This is a genomic window from Actinomadura hibisca NBRC 15177, assembly GCF_001552635.1.
In the GTDB taxonomy this organism is placed as follows: domain Bacteria; phylum Actinomycetota; class Actinomycetes; order Streptosporangiales; family Streptosporangiaceae; genus Spirillospora; species Spirillospora hibisca.
This window is the reverse complement of sequence record NZ_BCRO01000078.1, coordinates 19,224-38,292: the sequence shown is the minus strand read 5'-3', so window position 1 is coordinate 38,292 and position 19,069 is coordinate 19,224. Positions and strand designations below refer to the sequence as shown.

Sequence of the window (19,069 nt, the reverse complement as noted above, 5' to 3'; positions counted from 1 at the left end):
CCTTGACCCGGCCCCCGCGCAGGGCGTGTCGGCCTGCGGATCAGCGGTTGTAGGGGCCGCCGGGCGGCGGGAAGCCCGCGGGGCCCTGCGCGGCCCACGGCATGGGGGGCGGTGTCGCCTGGCGTTGCGGGGCGCGCAGGAACGCCTGCCGGGCCAGGCCCATCAGGTTCAGCAGCGCGTCGCGGCGGGCGGCGAACCAGCGCGGCTCGGCCAGGCCGCGTTCGGCGCGCTTGTGCAGCAGCGCCAGCTCGGTCGCGGCGAGCTGGTAGTCGGTCATCGCGCGGGCGGCGGGCCGGCCGCCGACCGTGCGGGCCCAGCGGCGCGCGGCGCGGCGCGAGGGCAGGGTGCGCAACATCCGCACGTCCTGCGGGGTGACCAGGCCGGTGCCCGCGTAGCCGGGCAGGTAGGTCTCGATGCGCCGCACGGTGCGCTTGCGCTCCACCGTGACGATCACCACCAGGACGACCAGCACCACGAAGTCCAGCGCGTACACCGTGAGCAGCCCGCCCGCGCCCAGCGTCGTCGCGCCGTTCCACAACCCGTGCAGCACCATCGCCCCGGCCAGGCCCAGCAGCGGGGCCAGCACCTGGCCGCGCCGGTGGGTGGCGGCCCAGGCCACGCCGAGGCCGGTCATCGAGGTGAAGATCGGGTGGCTGAACGGGGCGACGAGGCCGCGCAGGATGAACACCCACTGCAACTGGTGCGCGCCGCCCTCGTCGAAGGCCCGCATGTAGTAGGTGACGTTCTCCATCATCGCGAAGCCCAGCCCGACCATGGCCGCGTAGATGATGCCGTCGGCGAAGCCGTCGATCTCGTTGCGCCGCCACCACAGCAGGCCGAACAGCACCGCGCCCTTCAGCGACTCCTCGATCACCGGGGCGCCGAAGGTGGCGCTGACGAAGTGCCCCTTGTCCTCGCCGAAGATCGGGACGGTGACGTAGAGCAGCCCGAGGGTGTTGAGCACCAGCGCGCCCAGCACCGCCACGCCCGCGCCCCACATGAACGAGAACACCAGCGCGCGGGGCGGCTCGGGCTCCAGCCGGTCCAGCGTCAGCACCAGCGCGACCAGCAGCGGGATGGGCAGGATCGCCAGCACGACGCCCGCCCAGAAGCCCGCGCCGCCGTACAGGGCGTCGACGCCGAGCGCCACCAGGGCGCACAGGGACGAGACGGTGAGACCGGCGATGAGGGCGAGCGGGGGACGTCCCGGAACCCGCCCCTCCAACACCGCCTTGGGATCTACGCGCGCCATTCAGTGAGCGTAACCGGCCCGTGCCCCCTCGTGAGAGACCGGGGTGGGCCACCGGGGGGCGGGATCGCCCGCTCCCCCGGCGCCCGGGGCTAGTGCAGCAGCGGGTCGATCGCCACGACGGTGAACAGCAGCGCCAGGTAGACGTTCGACAGGTGGAAGAACCGCATCGGCCGCAGGTGCACGCCGGTCACCCCGGCGCGGACGGCGCGGAGCAGGCGGTGCCCCTCGGCCAGGAACACCAGGCCGAGCACGATGGCGGCGGTCCCGTACAGCGGGCTCATCCCGGCCACCGGCCACAACACCAGCGAGCAGATGACGGTGGCGTAGGTGTAGACCAGGCTCTCGCCGATCACGCGCTTCTCGCCCGCCACCACCGGCAACATCGGCACCTTGGCCACCGCGTAGTCCTCGCGGTAGCGCATCGCCAGCGTCCAGGTGTGCGGCGGCGTCCACAGGAACACCACGCCGAACAGCACGAACGGCGTCCACGCCAGGCTCTCGGTGATCGCGGTCCAGCCGATCAGCACCGGCATGCAGCCGGCGATGCCGCCCCACACCACGTTCTGCGAGGTGCGCCGCTTGAGCAGCAGCGAGTACACGAAGATGTAGAACAGGATCGCGAACAACGACCCGGCGGCGGCCATGAGGTTGACCGTCAGGGCGAAACCGACGGTGGACACCACCCCCAGCACCACCCCGAACACCAGGGCGCGGGCCGGGGTCACCTGCTCGCGCGCCAGGGGGCGGCGGCGGGTGCGGCGCATCTTGGCGTCGATGTCGCGGTCGATGTAGCAGTTGATCGCGTTGGCCGCCCCGGCCGACATGGTGCCGAACGCCAGCGTCAGCAGCACGGTGCCGAGCGGCGGCACCCCCCCGGCGGCCAGGAACATCACCGGGATGGTGGTGATCAAGAGCAGTTCGATGACGCGGGGCTTGGTGAGCGCCACGTAGGCGCGCACGCTCGCGCCGACCGAGCGTTCGGCGGCCATCGGCTCCAGAACGGCCGCGGGCGCCCCCGGCACCTGGTCGTCGAGCTCGACCCCGAGCTTGTTACTGAGCACCGTCACAATCGGGTCCACGTCCAACTAGGCATGAGTAATCGCGATCACCTGACGGTGCCCCCGCGATTCGGTCCGCACCAGGGTCCGGTGCGACTTCGGCTTGCTGTAAACGACGAGCGGCCACTGTTGCCAACCGCGCAATCACTGTAGTCCGCCCCCTCCCAGGGTCGAGCACCGGGGCACCGGACGCGCCGGAAAGGCCCGCCCGGCGGCGTATCGCGCGTCCTTCCCGTTCGTCTGCGCGCGGGCGCGCACGCGATCCCGCACGCGCGAGCCGGCTCAGTGGGCCGGCTCAGTGGGCCGGCAGGGGGGTTGGCCGGGAATCACCCGGCGCTTCCCCCGGGCGGGGGGTTAGTCGAAGAAACGATCGGGCAAGGGTCCGACTGTGGGCGCCGCCCCGCCCCGCGAGGGGAGCCGGCGGCGGCCGTGCCCTTCCTGCGACGAGGTCAATAGAGGCGGTCCGCTGGTTCGATAGGCTCGGAGTGCACGGCATGATCTTCGCCGGGCCCCGGCGAGCGGCCGCCCGAGCGGCCGTCCGGGAGCGGTCCTCCGGCCGCTCCCCCGGTCCCCGGGACGGGGCGCGGAGCGGATCGGGGGTCCGGGCCCCGTCAGGGAAGAGACCCGGCGCCGGTCCCGTTGCGGTAAAGAGCCGCGACGACGGGCACGGCGACCGGCCATGACATCACATGTGGTTCGAGAGGAGCCTGGCGTTCCGTGACTGGGGACAACAGCACGTTTGAGTGGTCCGACCTGGACCGGCGGGCGGTGGACGTGGTCCGCGCCCTCGCCATGGACGCGGTGGAGGAGGCCGGTTCGGGCCACCCGGGCACGGCGATGAGCCTGGCTCCGGCGGCCTACCTGCTCTTCCAGCGCTTCCTGAAGCACGACCCGACCGACCCGAACTGGGCCGGCCGCGACCGGTTCGTGCTCTCCTGCGGGCACTCCAGCCTGACCCTGTACATCCAGCTGTACCTGTCGGGCTACCCGCTGACGCTGGACGACCTGAAGTCGCTGCGCAAGTGGGGCAGCCTCACGCCGGGCCACCCCGAGCACGGGCACACCGCGGGCGTGGAGACCACCACCGGCCCGCTCGGGCAGGGCGTCGCCAACGCCGTGGGCATGGCCATGGCCGCCCGCCGCGAGCGCGGCCTGTTCGACCCGGAGGCCGCCAAGGGCGAGTCCCCCTTCGACCACACCATCTGGGCGTTCTGCTCCGACGGCGACATCGAGGAGGGCATCAGCCACGAGGCCAGCGCGCTGGCCGCCCACCAGCGGCTGGGCAACCTGATCATGTTGTGGGACGACAACCACATCTCGATCGAGGACGACACCACGATCGCGCTGTCGGAGGACGTCCGGGCCCGCTACGAGGCCTACGGCTGGGACGTCCACAGCGTGGACTGGACCGTCGACGGCGACTACGCGGAGAACGTCGGCAAGCTGGCCGAGGCGTTCGCCGCGGCCAAGGCGGAGACGAGCCGCCCCTCGTTCATCGCGCTGCGCACCATCATCGGCTGGCCCGCGCCGAACAAGAAGAACACCGGCAAGATCCACGGCTCCGCGCTGGGCGCCGACGAGGTGGCGGCCACCAAGGAGATCCTCGGCATGGACCCGGCCGAGTCCTTCGACGTGCCCGAGGAGGTCCTGGCGCACGCCCGCGAGGTCGCCGACCGGGGCCGCGCGGCGCACGCCGAGTGGGACAAGGGCTACCAGGCCTGGCGCAAGGCCAACGCCGAGCGCGCCGAGGAGTACGACCGCATCGCCGCGCGTCAGCTCCCGGCGGGCTGGACCAAGGCGCTGCCGGAGTTCCCGGCGGGCAAGGAGGTCGCGACCCGCGCCGCCTCCGGCGACGTGCTGAGCGCCCTGGCCCCGGTGCTGCCGGAGCTGTGGGGCGGCTCGGCCGACCTCGCCGAGTCCAACAACACCACGATGAAGGGCGAGCCGTCCTTCGTCCCCGAGGAGTTCCAGACCAAGGCGTTCCCGGGCGGGCCCTACGGCCGCACGCTGCACTTCGGCATCCGCGAGCACGCCATGGGCGCGATCCTCAACGGCATCGCGCTGCACGGCGGCACCCGCCCCTACGGCGGCACGTTCCTGGTGTTCAGCGACTACATGCGCCCGGCCGTGCGGCTCGCGGCGCTGATGAAGCTGCCGGTCACCTACGTGTGGACGCACGACTCGATCGGCCTCGGCGAGGACGGCCCGACCCACCAGCCGATCGAACACCTGTGGGCGCTGCGCGCGATCCCGGGCCTGGACGTGGTGCGCCCGGCCGACGCCAACGAGACCGCCGTCGCCTGGCGCACCGTGCTGGAGCACACCGACCGCCCGGCCGGCCTGGCGCTGACCCGCCAGAAGCTGCCGACCTTCGAGCGCGGCCCCGGCGCCCTGGCCCCGGCCGAGAACGCGGCCAAGGGCGGTTACGTGCTGGCCGAGGCGAGCGACGCGCAGCCGAAGGTGATCGTGATCGCCACCGGCAGCGAGGTGCAGATCGCGCTGGCCGCGCGGGAGGCGCTGGAGGCCGAGGGCACCCCGACGCGCGTGGTGTCGATGCCGTGCGTGGAGTGGTTCGAGGAGCAGGACGACGCCTACAAGCAGCAGGTGCTGCCGCCGTCGGTGCGGGCCCGCGTGTCGGTCGAGGCCGGCATCGCGCTGGGCTGGCGCATCTACGTCGGCGTGCACGGCGAGACGGTCAGCCTGGAGCACTTCGGCGCCTCGGCCGACTACAAGACGCTGTACCAGCAGTTCGGCCTCACCCCCGAGCGGGTGGTGGCGGCGGCCAAGTCCAGCCTGATCAAGGCGGGCGTCGAGGACGCCGGGCGCGGCAGCACCACCGGCAACTGACCGGCCGACCCGCCGACCCCCGTCCGCGGCCGGGCCGCGGACCCCGACGATGGAGGAAGCGATGAGCGACAACCTGAAGAAGCTCTCCGACGAGGGCGTGTCCATCTGGCTGGACGACATCAGCCGGGAGCGGCTGCGGACGGGGAACCTGGAGCAGCTGGTCAAGGAGAAGAACGTGGTGGGGGTCACCTCCAACCCCACGATCTTCGAGAAGGCCCTCGGCAAGGGCGACGCCTACGACGACCAGGTCCGCGACCTGGCCGTGCGCGGCGTCGACGTCGAGGAGGCGGTGCGCGCCATCACCACCTACGACATCCGCTGGGGCTGCGACGTGCTGCGCCCGGTCTACGACCGCACCGGCGGCCTGGACGGCCGGGTGTCGATCGAGGTCGACCCGCGCCTCGCGCGTGACCGGGAGCGGACCACCGCCGAGGCCAAGGCGCTGTGGTGGATGGTGGACCGGCCCAACCTGTTCATCAAGATCCCGGCGACCGAGGACGGCCTGCCCGCCATCACCGAGACGCTGGCCGAGGGCATCAGCGTGAACGTGACGCTGATCTTCTCGCTGGAGCGCTACGGCAAGGTGATCGACGCCTACTTCGCGGGCCTGGAGCGGGCGCGCGAGAACGGGCACGACGTCTCCAAGATCGAGTCGGTGGCGTCGTTCTTCGTGTCCCGGGTGGACACCGAGATCGACAAGCGCCTCGACAAGATCGGCTCGGACGAGGCCAAGGCGCTGCGCTCCAAGGCGGGCGTCGCCAACGCCCGGCTCGCCTACAAGCTGTACGAGGAGAAGTTCGCCTCCGACCGCTGGAAGGCGCTGAAGGACGCGGGCGCCCGCCCGCAGCGCCCGCTGTGGGCCTCCACCGGCGTGAAGGACCCCGAGCTGCCCGCCACGCTGTACGTGGACGAGCTGGTCGCGCCCGGCACCGTCAACACCATGCCCGAGGCGACGCTGGAGGCCGAGGCGGAGAAGGGCGAGGTCCGCGGCGACACCGTCACCGGCAACTACGACGACGCCCGCGCCCACATGGCGGCGCTCAAGGACGTCGGCGTGGACTACGACGACGTCGTGAAGGTGCTGGAGGAGGAGGGCGTGGAGAAGTTCGAGACTTCCTGGACCTCGCTGCTCGGCACCGTCGCCGACGAGCTGAAGGCCAAGGCCAAGGACAAGTCGAAGGCTGAGTCGAAGGCCACGTCCGCGTGACCTCGGTGGTGACCGCGGGGGGAGCATCGGTCACCGTTCGCGGCGTCGTCGTCGACGAGAGCGAGGCGGTCCTGGACCGCCTCGTCTCCGACGGCGTGCCGCGCTCCCTGGCCACCGGCAACGCCAAGCTGTGGGGGCCGGACGCCGCGCCGGAGGCGGCGCGGCGGCTGGGCTGGTTGCGGCTGCCGGAGACCTCGCGCCCGCTGGTGGAGCGGCTGGCGCGGCTGGCCGGCGAGGCGCGCGGCGCCGGGCTGGACCGGATCGTGCTGGCCGGGATGGGCGGCTCGTCGCTGGCCCCGGAGGTGATCGCCCGCAGCGCCGGGGCGGAGCTGACGGTGCTGGACGGCACCGATCCCGGCCAGGTGGCGGCCGTGCTGGCCGACCGCCTGGACCGCACGCTGGTGGTGGTGTCCAGCAAGAGCGGCACCACCGTGGAGACCGACGCGCTGCGCCGGGTCTTCGAGCACGCCTTCTGGGAGGCGGGCTTGTCGGGGGACGAGCTGGCGCGGCGGTTCGTGGTCGTCACCGACCCCGGCACGCCGCTGGAGGGCCTGGCCGCCGACGCCGGGTACCGCACGGTCCTGGCCGACCCGGAGGTGGGCGGCCGCTACAGCGCGCTCAGCGCGTTCGGGCTGGTCCCGGCCGCGCTGGCGGGCGTGGACGTGACGCGGCTGCTGGACGAGGCGGCCGCGCTGGAGCCCGCGCTCCAGCAGCCCTACGAGAACCCGGCGCTGTCGCTGGGCGCGGCGCTGGGGGCGTCGGCGCTGGCGGGGCACGACAAGCTGGTGCTGGCCGACCAGGGGTCGGGCCTGCCCGGCTTCGGCGACTGGGTGGAGCAGCTGGTCGCCGAGTCCACCGGCAAGGACGGCAAGGGCATCCTGCCGGTGGTGCTGGAGAACGCGCAGGCCCCGGGCTTCGAGCTGACCGAAGACGTGCGGCGCGTGGTGCTGGGCAGCCGTCCCGACGAGGACGCGCCCGGCGCGGAGGCGGGGCTGAGCGTCGCCGGTCCGCTGGGCGCACAGTTCCTATTGTGGGAGTACGCGGTCGCGGTGGCGGGGCGGGTGCTGGGCGTCAACCCGTTCGACCAGCCCAACGTGGCCGAGTCCAAGGACAACACCGCCGCGCTGCTGCGCGCCGAGGAGGGCACCGCCCCGACGGTGATCCGCGCCGCGCCCGCGCTGGTGTGCGGCGCGGTGGAGGTGCACGCGCCCGAGGGGCTGCTGAAGGGCGTCAAGGACCTGCCCGGGGTGCTGGACCGGCTGCTGGAGACCGTGCCGGACGGCGGCTACCTCGCGGTGATGGCCTACCTGGACCGCGACGGCGACGCCGCGGCGGCCGGGTTGCGGGCCCGGCTCGCGGCGCGTGGAGCGCGGCTGCGCAAGCGGCCCGCGCCGGTCACCTTCGGCTGGGGCCCGCGCTTCCTGCACTCCACGGGCCAGTACCACAAGGGCGGCCCGCAGAACGGGGTGTTCGTGCAGGTCACCGGCGAGAACGCGGCCGACATCGCGGTGCCGGGCAAGCCCTACAGCCTGGGCCAGCTCCAGCTCGCGCAGGCGTTCGGCGACCTGCGGGCCCTGCGCGGGCGACGCCGCCCGGCGGTGCGGCTGCACCTGCACGACCGCGCCGAGGGCGTCGCGCAACTGCTGGCGGCGCTCCCCGGTTAAAAGAAACGACACGCCGGACGCCGGTCACCGCCCGCACGGGCGGTGACCGGCGTTCTTGTGTGAACTTTTGGCACCATTCCTGCGGAAGATCGAGCAGATGGTCGCGAATGCCCACATCCTCCTGAAACGATGGGGCCAGGAGGAACGGTGTCCGGATTCGACGTACTGACGCGCGGCGACGTGCTGCACGCGGCGCTACAGGCGCGCGACTACCTGGTGGACTGCGGCGTGCCCGGCGCGCTGGCGGCCAAGGACCCGCGGTTGTGGGGGCGGCGCGCGGTCGACCACAGCAGGCTGGGCTGGCTCGACCTGCCGGCGGCCTCCCGCGGCCTGCTGGACCAGATCGACGGCCTGGTGGCCGAGGCCCGCTACTCCGGCCTGGACCACATCGTGCTGATCGGCGTCGGCGCCGAGGCGCTGGCGGCGCAGGCCATCGTCGAGGGCCAGGCCGCCGCCGCGCCCGCGCTGGCGGGCGGCCCCGGCGCGCAGGAGGGGCCCCGCGGCGAGCTGACGGTGCTGGACGGCGCCGACAGCGCCGCGCTGGCGTTCGCGATGGAGCGCCTGGACCGCACGCTGGTGGTGCTGTCCAGCAAGGCCGGGGTGTCGCTGGAGGGCGACGCCTACCGGCGCGTGTTCACCGCCGCGTTCCGCGAGCACGGCCTGTCCGACCGCGAGATCGCCGGGCGGTTCCTGGTCATCACCGACCACGGCAGCCCGCTGCACGACTTCGCGCGCCAGTGCGGCTACCGGATCGGCCTGACCGACCCCTACCTGCCCGGCCACTTCGGCGCGCTGTCGGCCTACGGGCTGGTCCCGGCGGTGCTGGCGGGCGCGGACGCGCACCGGCTGCTGGACGAGGCGGCGACGCTGGTGCCGGTGCTGGGCCGCAACGACGACAACCCGGGCCTGCTGCTGGGCGCGGTGCTGGGCGGCTGCGCGCAGCAGGGCGCCGACGGGCTGGCCCGCGACAAGCTGGTGCTGCGCGAGCCGGGCGGCTCGGGCGCGCTGTCGGCGTGGATCTCCCAGCTGCTGGCGGTCGGCACCGGCAAGCGCGGCCGGGGCGTGCTGGCGTTCGAGCCGCCGGGCATCCCCGACGGCTGCCCGGACGTGCACGGCGTGGCGATCAACCCGCGCGCGGCGGCCTCCGACGACGCCGACACCTCGGTGTGGGCGCCGCTGGGCGCGCAGTTCCTGCTGTGGGAGTACGCGACGGCGGTGTCGGGGTGGCTGCTCGGCGTCAACCCGTTCGAGCCGGGCGGCACCGCCGTGCAGGAGGCCGAGGACGACGCGGCGGCGCTGCTGCGCACCTCGGCCGGCCGCCCGCTGCCCTCCGGCGACCCCGTCCTGGTGGACGGCGGCGTCGAGGTGCACACCGACCTGCCGTGCGGCGGCGACCTGCCGTCGGTGGTGGCGGCGCTGCTGGACCGCGTGCCGGGCACCGGCTACCTGACGGTCGTGACCTACCTGTCGGGCGAGTTCTCCGGCCGCTACCTGGCACCCGCGCTGGCGCGCGGCGCGCGGCGGCCGGTCGGGTACGGGCCGGGCCCCGGGCACCTGCACGCGACCGGGCCGGTGCACAAGGACGGGCCGGGCACCGGCGCGTTCCTGGTGGTCACCGGTGACCCCGCGCCGGGCGACGCGTTCGCCGACCTGGCGGTGCCGGGCCGCTCCTACGGCCTGGACCGGCTCCAGCTCGCGCGCGGCCTGGCCGAGGTGCGGGCGCTGCGGCGGCGCGGCCTGCCGGTGGTGCGGCTGCACCTGCGCGACCCGATCGAGGGCGCGGGACGGGTCGCCGAGGCGGTGCGCTCGGTGACCCGGGCCTGAGCGGACGTGAACCCGACGTGAGCGTGACGTGAGTGTGACAGCGTGACCGGCTTCACCGCCGTCGTCTCGGGTGGGACGACCATCACCGCGCGCGGCGCGGTCCGCGCGGCGGCCGAACGGGTGCTGGGGCGGCTCTGGATCGACCAGGTGCCGGTGCGGCTGGCCAGCGAGGACGCCGAGCTGTGGCCGTCGGCCGCCGCCGCTGCCGCCGGGGGCCGCGCGCTGTGCTGGCCAGGCCAGCCGGGTCCGGCGCGGGCGCTGCTGGAGCGGATCGCTGAGCTGCGTGCGCGGGCCCGCGCCGCCGGGCTGACCGAGGTCGTGCTGGTGGGGGCGGGCCCTGCGGTGCGCGCGGCGGCCCTGGTGGGCGGCTCCTCGCTGACGGTGCTGGACGGCCCGGAGCCGGGCCCGCCCGCGCGGCTGGCCGCCGACCGCGACCGGCTGTCCCGTACCCTGGTGGTGCTGGCCGGGCCGGACCCGGCGGGCGGCGCGCTCTACCTGGCCCTGCACCAGATGATGGCCGACCTCGGGCTGTCCCCCACCGAGCTGGCCGAACGTTTCGTGGCCGTCGCCGAGCCGGGTTGCCCGACCGCCGGGCGCGCCGTCGAAGGCGGGCACGCGCTGGTGGAGGCCCCGGCCGCCACCGCGTTCGGCGCGCTGTCGCCGTACGCGCTGGTGCCCGCCGGGCTGGCCGGGGCGGACGTGGCGGGGCTGCTGGACCGCGCGACGGCGGTACTGCCCGCCCTGACCAGGCCGGAGAACAATCCGGGGCTGGTGCTGGGCGCGATCCTGGGCGGCTGCGCCCGCGCGGGCCGCACCACCGTGGTGCTGGGCGGCTACCCGGCCGTCTCCCTGGACCTGCCGCCGGAGTCGTCGCCGGGCCTCGCCGAGTGGGTCGCGGCGCTGCTGGCCGAGGCGACCGGCGGGCTGATGCTGCCGCTGGTGCAGCGCGGGGGCCTGCCGGTGCGCCCGGCCGGGGACGTCTTCCTGATCACCCTGGACGGGCGGCCGAAGCAGGACGACGCGACGGTGACGGGCCCGCTGGCCGAGCAGCTGGTGATGTGGGAGTACGCGGCCGCCGTCGCCGCCTACCTGCTGGACGCCGACCCGCTCGCGCCGCCCCGCCACGAGCGTCCCGCCGAAGGTGCGGCCGACGAGGCCGACACCGGCGCTGACACCGGCGTCGACAGCGATGCCGGAACCGCCGCCGAACAGGCCGGTGACGGGCCGCCGGTGTTCGTCGAGGGCGATCCTGGGCAGGGGGTCGAGGTGCACACCGCCGACCCCGCCCTCGCCGCGGCCAAGGACCTGGCCGCGCTGCTGGCGGCGGTCGCCGACCGGGTGGCCGGGAACGAGCACCTCGCGGTGGCGGCGTTCCTGGACCCCGACGAGGCCCGCGGGCAGGGCGCGCAGGTGCGGCGGCTGGCGGGCCTGCTGGCCGCCCGGTGTGCCCGCCCCGTGACGGTCACCTGGGGTTGCCGTTACCCCGCGTTCGGGAATGATCGCCAGGAGAAGGGCGTATACCTGGTGGTGACCGGGAATGCCGTCCGCGACGTCCCGGTCCCGGAGCGGCGGCACGGGCTGGACCCGGTGCAGCGGGCCAGGGCGGCCGGAGCGGCCCGCGCGGCCCGCGCCGCCGGCCGGCCGGTGGTCCGGCTGCACCTGCACGACCGCCGGGCGGGCCTCGCCCGGTTGCTGGAGTCCGCGCGAGGAGGGGCATGAGCCCGCCGTCACCGGCGATAGGTAGTAGGGAAGAAGACGTCATGATGCGACAAGAGGGGACCGCCACGTGACCACCACACCCAATCCGCTGCGCGACCCGCGCGACAAGCGGTTGCCGCGGGTGGCCGGGCCCAGCGTGCTGGTGCTGTTCGGCGTCACCGGCGACCTGTCGCGCAAGAAGTTGCTGCCGGCGATCTACGACCTGGCGAACCGGGGCCTGCTGCCGCCGGGCTTCGCGCTGGTCGGTTTCGCCCGCCGCGACTGGGACCACCAGGACTTTCGCCAGATCGCCTACGACTCGGTCAAGGAGCACGCCCGCACCCCGTTCCGCGAGGACGTGTGGACGCACCTGGCCGAGGGCATGCACTTCGTGCCGGGCGAGTTCGACGACGCGGGCGCGTTCGAGGCGCTGGCGATGGCGGTGAAGGAGCTGGACGCCAGCCGCGGCACCGGCGGCAACTACGCCTTCTACCTGTCGATACCGCCCAAGTTCTTCCCCCAGGTCGTCGAGCAGTTGCAGACCAGCGGGCTGGCCGACCGCGACAACCACACCGGCGGCTTCCGCCGGGTGGTGATCGAGAAGCCGTTCGGGCACGACCTGGTCAGCGCCAAGGAGCTCAACGACACCGTGCACCGGGTCTTCCCCGAGGAGTCGATCTTCCGGATCGACCACTACCTCGGCAAGGAGACGGTGCAGAACATCCTGGCGCTGCGCTTCGCCAACACGATGTTCGAGCCGATCTGGAACCGCGGCTTCGTCGACCACGTGCAGATCACCATGGCCGAGGACATCGGCATCGGCGGTCGCGCCGGGTACTACGACGGCATCGGCGCCGCCCGCGACGTCATCCAGAACCACCTGCTGCAGTTGCTCGCGCTGACCGCCATGGAAGAGCCGACGTCGTTCAGCGCCGAGGCGGTGCGCGCGGAGAAGGCCAAGATCCTGTCGTCGGTGCGCGTGCCCGACGACCTGTCGCTGGCCACCGCGCACGGCCAGTACGCGGCCGGGTGGCAGGGCGGCGTGAAGGTCAAGGGGTACCTGGAGGAGGAGGGCATCCCCCAGGACTCGCGCACCGAGACCTACGCCGCCATCAAGCTGGAGATCGACAACCGGCGCTGGGCCGGGGTGCCGTTCTACCTGCGCACCGGCAAGCGCCTCAGCCGCCGGGTGTCGGAGGTGGCGCTGGTGTTCCAGCAGGCCCCCCACCTGCCGTTCTCGCACACCGACACCGAGGAGCTGGGGCAGAACGCCCTGGTGATGCGGGTGCAGCCGGACGAGGGCATCACGGTGCGGTTCGGGTCGAAGGTGCCGGGCACCTCGATGGAGATCCGCGACGTCAACATGGACTTCGCCTACGGCGAGTCGTTCACCGAGTCCTCCCCCGAGGCCTACGAGCGGCTGCTGCTGGACGTGCTGATCGGCGACCCGCCGCTGTTCCCGCGGCAGGAGGAGGTCGAGCTGTCCTGGAAGATCCTCGACCCGATCGAGGAGCACTGGGCCACCCAGGGCAAGGTCGACCAGTACAAGTCCGGCGGCTACGGGCCCGCCAGCGCCGACGAGCTGATGGCCCGCGACGGACGCGCTTGGAGGCGGCTCTGATGAACATCGACCTCACCAACACCAACACCCGCCGCATCCAGGAGGCGCTGACCCAGGCCCGGCACCTGATGGGCGGCCCCGCCGTCGGCATGGTGCTCACCCTGATCATCGTCACCGACGAGTCGGCGCAGTACGACGCGGTGCGCGCGGCCACCGAGGCGGCCCGCGAGCACCCGTGCCGGGTGCTGACGGTCATCTCCCGCGACGCGCGCGGCAGCTCCTCGCGGCTGGACGCCGAGATCCGCATGGGCGAGACCGGCCCCGGCGAGACGGTGCTGCTGCGCATGTACGGGCCGCTCGCCGAGCACGCCGACTCGGTGGTGGTGCCGCTGCTGATGCCCGACACCCCGGTGGTGACGTGGTGGCCGGGCGGCAAGGTGCCCAAGTCGCCGAGCGAGGACCCGCTGGGCGCGCTGGCGCAGCGCCGGGTGACCGACGCCTACGCCGCGCGCGACCGGCTCGGCACGCTGGCGCGGCTGGCCGAGGCGTACCGGCCGGGCGACACCGACTTCTCCTGGACCCGGCTGACCTCCTGGCGGTCGTTGCTGGCGGCGGCGCTGGACCAGGACCACGACGAGGTCACCGGCGGCGAGGTCGCGGCCGAGCCCGACTCCCCCAGCGCCGAGCTGCTGGCGGCGTGGCTGGCGGTGCGGCTGGGCGTGCCGGTGCGGCGCGTGGTGTCCGACGGCCCCGGCATCACCGGCGTGACGCTCGCCACCACCGGCGGCGACATCGAGGTGTCGCGGCCCGACGGGCGGGTGGCGACGCTGGCGCGGCCGGGCCAGCCCGACCGGCAGGTGGCGCTGCTGCGCCGGCCGATGGCCGACCTGCTGGCCGAGGAGCTGCGGCGACTGGACCCCGACGAGGTGTACCAGGACGCCGCCAAGCGGTTCGCCAAGGACCTGTCCTCCGGGCAGCCGACCGACGGCACGGCCGAGCGGGAGTTCGGCGGGTCGGGCGGCGGGAAGGCGGCGGACAAGGAAGAGAAGTCGGAGAAGCAGGACGACGGCGACGGCAAGCCCGCCGCCAAGTCGTCGGGCTCCTCGCGTTCCACCGCCGCCAAGAAGCCCGCCGCCAAGCCCAAGGCGGGCGACAAGTGACCGCGCCCACCGTCCTCGTCCACCGCGCCCAGGAGCTGCTGGCCCGGGCCGTGGCCGCGCGGCTGGTGACGCGGATCGCCGACGCCCAGGCGGCGCGCGGCACCGCGTCGGTCGTGCTGACCGGCGGCGGCGTGGGCACGGCGGTGCTGGCGGAGCTGGCGGCCAGCGGCGCGCGCGACGCCGTCGACTGGCGCAGGATCGACCTGTGGTGGGGCGACGAGCGGTTCCTGCCGACCGGCGACGACGAGCGCAACGAGACCGGCGCGCGCAAGGCGCTGCTCGACCAGGTCGACCTGGACCCGGCGCGCGTGCACGCCATGCCCGCCACCGACGGTCCCGACGGTGAGGAGGTGGCGGCGGCGGCCGAGCGCTACGCCGCCGAGCTGCGCGCCGCCGCGTCCGGCGGCGGCCCGGTCCCGGCGTTCGACGTCCTGATGCTGGGCGTCGGCCCGGACGCGCACGTCGCGTCGTTGTTCCCCGGCATGCCCGCGCTGGGCGACGAGGGCACGGTCGTGCCGGTGCACGACGCGCCCAAGCCGCCGCCCACGCGGATCTCGCTGACTTTCCCGGCCATCCGGGCGGCGCGCGAGGTGTGGCTGCTGGCGGCGGGCGAGTCCAAGGCCCGCGCCGTCCACCTGGGCCTGAGCGGGACCGATCCGGTGGAGGCGCCGGTGGCGGGCGCGCGCGGGCGCGAGCGCACCCTGTTCCTGCTGGACCAGGCGGCGGCAGCCGAGCTGCCCGACGGCCTGGAGCACGTTCTGACCCCCTGACCAGGGACTCTCTCCGAGGGCCGGATCCGCGTCGCGGGTCCGGCCCTCGTCTTTGCGCGGAAGCCGCATACTCTGGCGAGGCGGGGAACAACCCCCTTTCGACCGGCGCGGGCCGATCGAAAGCAAGCGGGACAAGCGACGGGACGAGCGACGAGGAGGACCGTGGTGCTGAGGGGTCGGACGGCGGCGGCGGGTGCGGCGATCACCGGGCTGGTGGTGCTGGGCGTGACCGGATGCTCGTCCGGCGACGGCGGTGGCGGCAAGGGTGGTGACGGCGGCAAGAAGGACGCCGCTCCCCCGGCGATCACGCCCGCCAACGGCACCCAGCAGGTCGCGCCCGACCAGCCCGTCACCGTCAAGAGCGCCAAGGGCAGGCTGACCGAGGTCACCGTCACCGACGCCAAGGGCGGCAAGGCCGAGGGCAAGCTCGCCGACGACGGCTCGTCCTGGCGCAGCACCTGGGGCCTGAAGCCGGGCACCACCTACACCGTCACGGCCAAGGGCGAGTCCGGCACCGCGACCTCCACCTTCACCACGCTGAAGCCCCGCGCCAAGCTGGAGAGCGGCATGTCGCCGCTGGAGGGCGAGAAGGTCGGCGTCGGGATGCCGGTGCAGCTCCTGCTCACCCGGCCGGTGACGACCAAGGAGGCCAAGGCCGCCCTGGAGCGCCGTCTCGAAGTGCGCATGTCCAAGCCGGTCGAGGGCGCCTGGAACTGGATCAGCGACAAGGAAGTGGACTTCCGCCCCAAGGAGTACTGGCCCAGCGGGCAGAAGGTGCAGGTCCGCGCGCACCTCGCCGGGTTCAAGGCCGCCGAGGGCGTGTACGGCATGAAGGACCGGGTGCTGAACTTCACCGTCGGGCCCCGCCACGTCACCACCATCGACGCCAAGACGCACCGCGCCACCGTCACCGACGGCGGGAAGACCGCGCGGACGATGAAGGTCAGCCTCGGCAAGCCCGGCGACGACAGCTACACCGGCGTGATGATCGCGCAGGAGAAGAACCCGGCGATGGTCATGGACTCGGCCACCACCGGCAACCCCGGCGCCTACCGCACCCCCACCAAGTGGAACGTCCGCATGACCTACAGCGGCACGTTCGTGCACTCCGCGCCGTGGTCCACCGGGTCGCAGGGCAGCGCCAACGTCAGCCACGGCTGCGTCAACGCCGCGCCCGACGACGCCAAGTGGTTCTACGAGTTCACCCAGCGCGGCGACGTCATCGAGGTCACCGGCACCACGCGCAAGCTCCAGTTCGGCAACGGCCCGACGCCGTGGGCCAAGTCCTGGGAGGGCTGGCTTGAGGGCAGCGCGCTGGGCGCCCCGGTGACCGGGACGCCCCTCGGCTGACGCGCTCCGATCGTTAGTCGCACACCACGTTCCGGGCAGGCAGCCGCCCGGTGACCTGGTAGCGGTTCACCACGTCGCTGACGCACGCGTTCCCGTAGTCGGCCTGGTAGGGCGCGTGCACGTCCGCGCCGCGCAGCGTCACCAGCCGCGAGCCCTTGAGCAGGCCGGTCAGGACGCGCGTGCCGGAGTAGGGCGTGCGGGTGTCGCCGGTCGCCCCGACCAGTAGCGCCGGGACGTTCGCGCCGATCTCGGTCGGCTTCTCCCGGGGCTTGACCGGCCAGAACGCGCACGGGTTCAGGTTGTGCGCGAGGGCCCCGAAGAACGGGGCGCTGCGCCGGGTGCGCCGGATGTCGCGCCAGTAGAACTCCGGGTCGGCGGGGGCGGCTCCGTCGCCGCAGATCAGAGCGCTCTGGCCGCTGCCGTAAGCGGCCTCCTCCCCGGTCAGCAGGAAGCCCAGGTTCTCCCCGAGCGCCCCGGTGGCCTGTGCCGGACGGCCCCGGGCGGCCTTGAGCAGTTCGGCGACCGCGGCGGTCAGGTCGGCGCGCGGCGCGTCGCGGTCGGACTGGATCATGCTGAACAACAACACCGGTGTGACGGTGTCGTCCACCCTGTAGGGGCCGACGCGCAGCGGCGACCGCCCCGACACCTTGATCACTTCCATCGTCGCGCCGAGCACCGCCGCACGTGTGGTGCCGAGCCCGTAGGTGGCGTCGCGGCGCGCGGTCCACTCCGCCCAGCGGCCGAGGGCCTGCTCGTTGACGCCCGCCACGCCTTTGAGTATCGGGCCGCCCCAGGTGGCCGGGTCGATGCCGCTGTCGAGCACGACACGGTCCAGGCGGGAGGGGAACAAGGTGGCGTAGACCCCGCCGAGGTAGTTGCCGTAGGACGCGCCGTTGTAGGAGATCCGCCGCTCCCCCAGCGCCGCGCGGACCACGTCCATGTCGCGGGCGACGTTGCGGGTGCTGATGTGCGGCAGCAGGTCGGCGTGCTTGCGGCGGCACCGGTCGGCCAGGTCGCGCGCCAGGGCCGCCGACCGCTCGAACGAGGCGCGGCTCAGCCCGGCCGAGCGAATCCAGGAGCCGGTCGGCCAGCCGCAGTCCACCGGCGTGCTGCGGCCGAGGGAGCGGGGGTCCATGGCGACCAGGTCGAACCGGGGCCCGGCCTCCTTCATGACGCCGCGCATGTAGGGCGGCATGTCGAGGGCGGGGCCGGGGCCGCCGCCGTTGAGGAGCATGGTGCCGATGCGGCGGCCCTTGTCGGCCGCCAGCCGGGAGATCGCGACCGTGATGGTCCGGCCGCCGGGACGGGCGTAGTCCAGCGGCACGGTGATGTCAGCGCACTTCGCGCCCGCTTTGTCCAGGGATTCGCCGATCTCGTCGCCGGGGCCCAGCGTGCAGTTCTTCCAGTGCACCGGCTGGTGGTGGAAGCGGGCGAGGGCATCGGCCCGCGCGGGGGCCGCCGGGGCGGCGGACGCGGGGACGGCGGCACCGACGGCGGCGAGCGCGGCCACCGCGAGCAGCGGGGCGGTCCGGAGCATGAATCCTCCTACTTCTCGCACAGCGCCGCGTCCACGAGGTTGATCTCGTCCGCAGCGGCCGCCTCGGTGGTGGTCATCGCGTTGAACAGGAACGAGACGCGGCGGCCGGCCGGCCCGACCGCGCCCATCGCGCTCCAGCCCTCGAAGTGCCCGCCGTGCCCGTACCAGGCGCGCTCCCTCGTCCCGCCCCCGCAGTTCAGCGGCAGCCGCATCAGGCCCAGCCCGTACCGGGTGCCGGGCCACGTCCGGTCCGGGTCGGCCGGGACGGTGCGCCGCATCTCCGCCAGCAGCGGCGCGGGCAGCAGCCGCCCGTCCGCCAGCGCTCCGAAGAACCGGTTCACGTCGCGCGGGCTGGAGATCAGCGCGCCGCCCGCTCCCCCGGCCGACATGTTCCACTCGGTGACGTCGCGGCCCTCGTGGTAGCCGCGCGGGTGCGGGCCCCGGATGGCGGCCCGGTCGCCGGGCCAGTAGGTGTCGCGCAATCCCAGCGGCCCGATGATCCGCCGCTCGACCTCGCGCTCGAACGGCCGCCCGGTGACCCGCGCCACGATCATCCCGGCCAGGACGTAGTTGGTGGTCGAGTAGTACCAGCCCGCCTCGGGCGGCGGCAGCGCCAGCGCGCGCCGCACCAGCTCCTCCGGCTCGAAGTGCGTGAACCGGTACGGCTCCAGGTCCGGGAAGCTGTCGGAGTGGTCGGGCAGGCCGCTGGTGTGGCGCAGCAGCGACCGCACGGTGATCCGCCGGCCGTCGTGGGCGGGGGTGCGGATCAGGCCCGGCAGGTAGCGGTCCACGGGCGCGTCCAGCGCCACCCGCCCGTCCGCGACCAGGCCGAGCAGCGTCGCGGCGGTGAACGACTTGCTCACGCTCGCGATCCGGCCCCGCATGTCGGCGCGCATCGGCCGCCCGGTCCGCATGTCGGCCACGCCGCTCGCGGCCGTCCAGGTCCCGCAGCGCGGGTCGTCCACGCGCACCGCCGCGCCCGGCAGCCCGTGCACCTTCGTCATCCGTTCCAGGACGCGGCGGGCCTCCCGGTAATCGCCGCAGCCCCGGGTCTGCGCGTGCGCCGGGGCGGCCACCGCCACCAGGCTTCCCGCCGCGGCCGTGAAGGCCAGCGTCATCGCTGTTGTTCTTGGCGTCATGC

Annotated in this window: 13 protein-coding genes; 9 read left to right on the top strand and 4 right to left on the bottom strand. The window is 74.0% G+C overall.

Annotated elements, in window-relative coordinates:
* Positions 1-40: 40 nt before the first annotated feature.
* A complete protein-coding gene (locus AH6_RS31695) occupies positions 41-1,252 on the bottom strand; it encodes a PrsW family intramembrane metalloprotease (protein ID WP_067487549.1) in 1,212 nt (403 codons plus the stop codon).
* Between the two features lie 89 nt (positions 1,253-1,341).
* Complete coding sequence (locus AH6_RS31690) at positions 1,342-2,319, bottom strand: heme o synthase (protein ID WP_373861829.1); 978 nt, start codon at positions 2,317-2,319, stop codon at positions 1,342-1,344.
* 708 nt (positions 2,320-3,027) lie between these two features.
* On the opposite strand from AH6_RS31690, the gene tkt reads away from it, so the two are divergent.
* From tkt to AH6_RS31645, 9 genes are all read left to right on the top strand, one after another.
* Positions 3,028-5,157, top strand: coding sequence for a transketolase (gene tkt / locus AH6_RS31685; protein WP_067487547.1), 2,130 nt, complete (start codon positions 3,028-3,030; stop codon positions 5,155-5,157).
* 61 nt (positions 5,158-5,218) lie between these two features.
* Positions 5,219-6,364, top strand: coding sequence for a transaldolase (gene tal, locus AH6_RS31680; RefSeq protein ID WP_067487545.1), 1,146 nt, complete (start codon positions 5,219-5,221; stop codon positions 6,362-6,364).
* On the top strand, positions 6,361-8,028 hold the full coding sequence (locus tag AH6_RS31675; protein WP_083983662.1) for a phosphoglucose isomerase-related protein: 1,668 nt from the start codon (positions 6,361-6,363) through the stop codon (positions 8,026-8,028). Before tal ends, AH6_RS31675 begins: the two co-directional genes overlap by 4 nt.
* Before the next feature lie 147 nt (positions 8,029-8,175).
* Complete coding sequence (locus AH6_RS31670) at positions 8,176-9,852, top strand: phosphoheptose isomerase (protein WP_083983661.1); 1,677 nt, start codon at positions 8,176-8,178, stop codon at positions 9,850-9,852.
* 42 nt (positions 9,853-9,894) lie between these two features.
* Positions 9,895-11,571, top strand: a complete 1,677-nt coding sequence (locus AH6_RS31665; RefSeq protein WP_067487541.1) for a hypothetical protein — start codon at positions 9,895-9,897, stop codon at positions 11,569-11,571.
* Positions 11,572-11,638: 67 nt separating this feature from the next.
* The gene (gene zwf, locus AH6_RS31660) at positions 11,639-13,171 is read left to right on the top strand and encodes a glucose-6-phosphate dehydrogenase (protein ID WP_067487539.1); all 1,533 of its coding nucleotides are present in this window, start codon (positions 11,639-11,641) and stop codon (positions 13,169-13,171) included.
* The gene (locus tag AH6_RS31655; RefSeq protein ID WP_067487538.1) at positions 13,171-14,271 is read left to right on the top strand and encodes a glucose-6-phosphate dehydrogenase assembly protein OpcA; all 1,101 of its coding nucleotides are present in this window, start codon (positions 13,171-13,173) and stop codon (positions 14,269-14,271) included. Before zwf ends, AH6_RS31655 begins: the two co-directional genes overlap by 1 nt.
* Positions 14,268-15,041: a 6-phosphogluconolactonase gene (gene pgl / locus AH6_RS31650; RefSeq protein ID WP_067487537.1), complete on the top strand. Its 774-nt coding sequence runs from the start codon at positions 14,268-14,270 to the stop codon at positions 15,039-15,041. Before AH6_RS31655 ends, pgl begins: the two co-directional genes overlap by 4 nt.
* Positions 15,042-15,203: 162 nt before the next feature.
* Positions 15,204-16,391, top strand: a complete 1,188-nt coding sequence (locus AH6_RS31645) for a L,D-transpeptidase (RefSeq protein ID WP_245679548.1) — start codon at positions 15,204-15,206, stop codon at positions 16,389-16,391.
* A 13-nt stretch (positions 16,392-16,404) separates the two neighbouring features.
* On the opposite strand, the gene AH6_RS31640 is transcribed toward AH6_RS31645, so the two are convergent.
* Both AH6_RS31640 and AH6_RS31635 read right to left on the bottom strand, forming a co-directional pair.
* The gene (locus AH6_RS31640; RefSeq protein WP_067487535.1) at positions 16,405-17,928 is read right to left on the bottom strand and encodes an alpha/beta hydrolase; all 1,524 of its coding nucleotides are present in this window, start codon (positions 17,926-17,928) and stop codon (positions 16,405-16,407) included.
* Positions 17,929-17,936: 8 nt separating this feature from the next.
* On the bottom strand, positions 17,937-19,046 hold the full coding sequence (locus AH6_RS31635) for a serine hydrolase domain-containing protein (protein WP_083983660.1): 1,110 nt from the start codon (positions 19,044-19,046) through the stop codon (positions 17,937-17,939).
* Between the last annotated feature and the right edge of the window lie 23 nt (positions 19,047-19,069).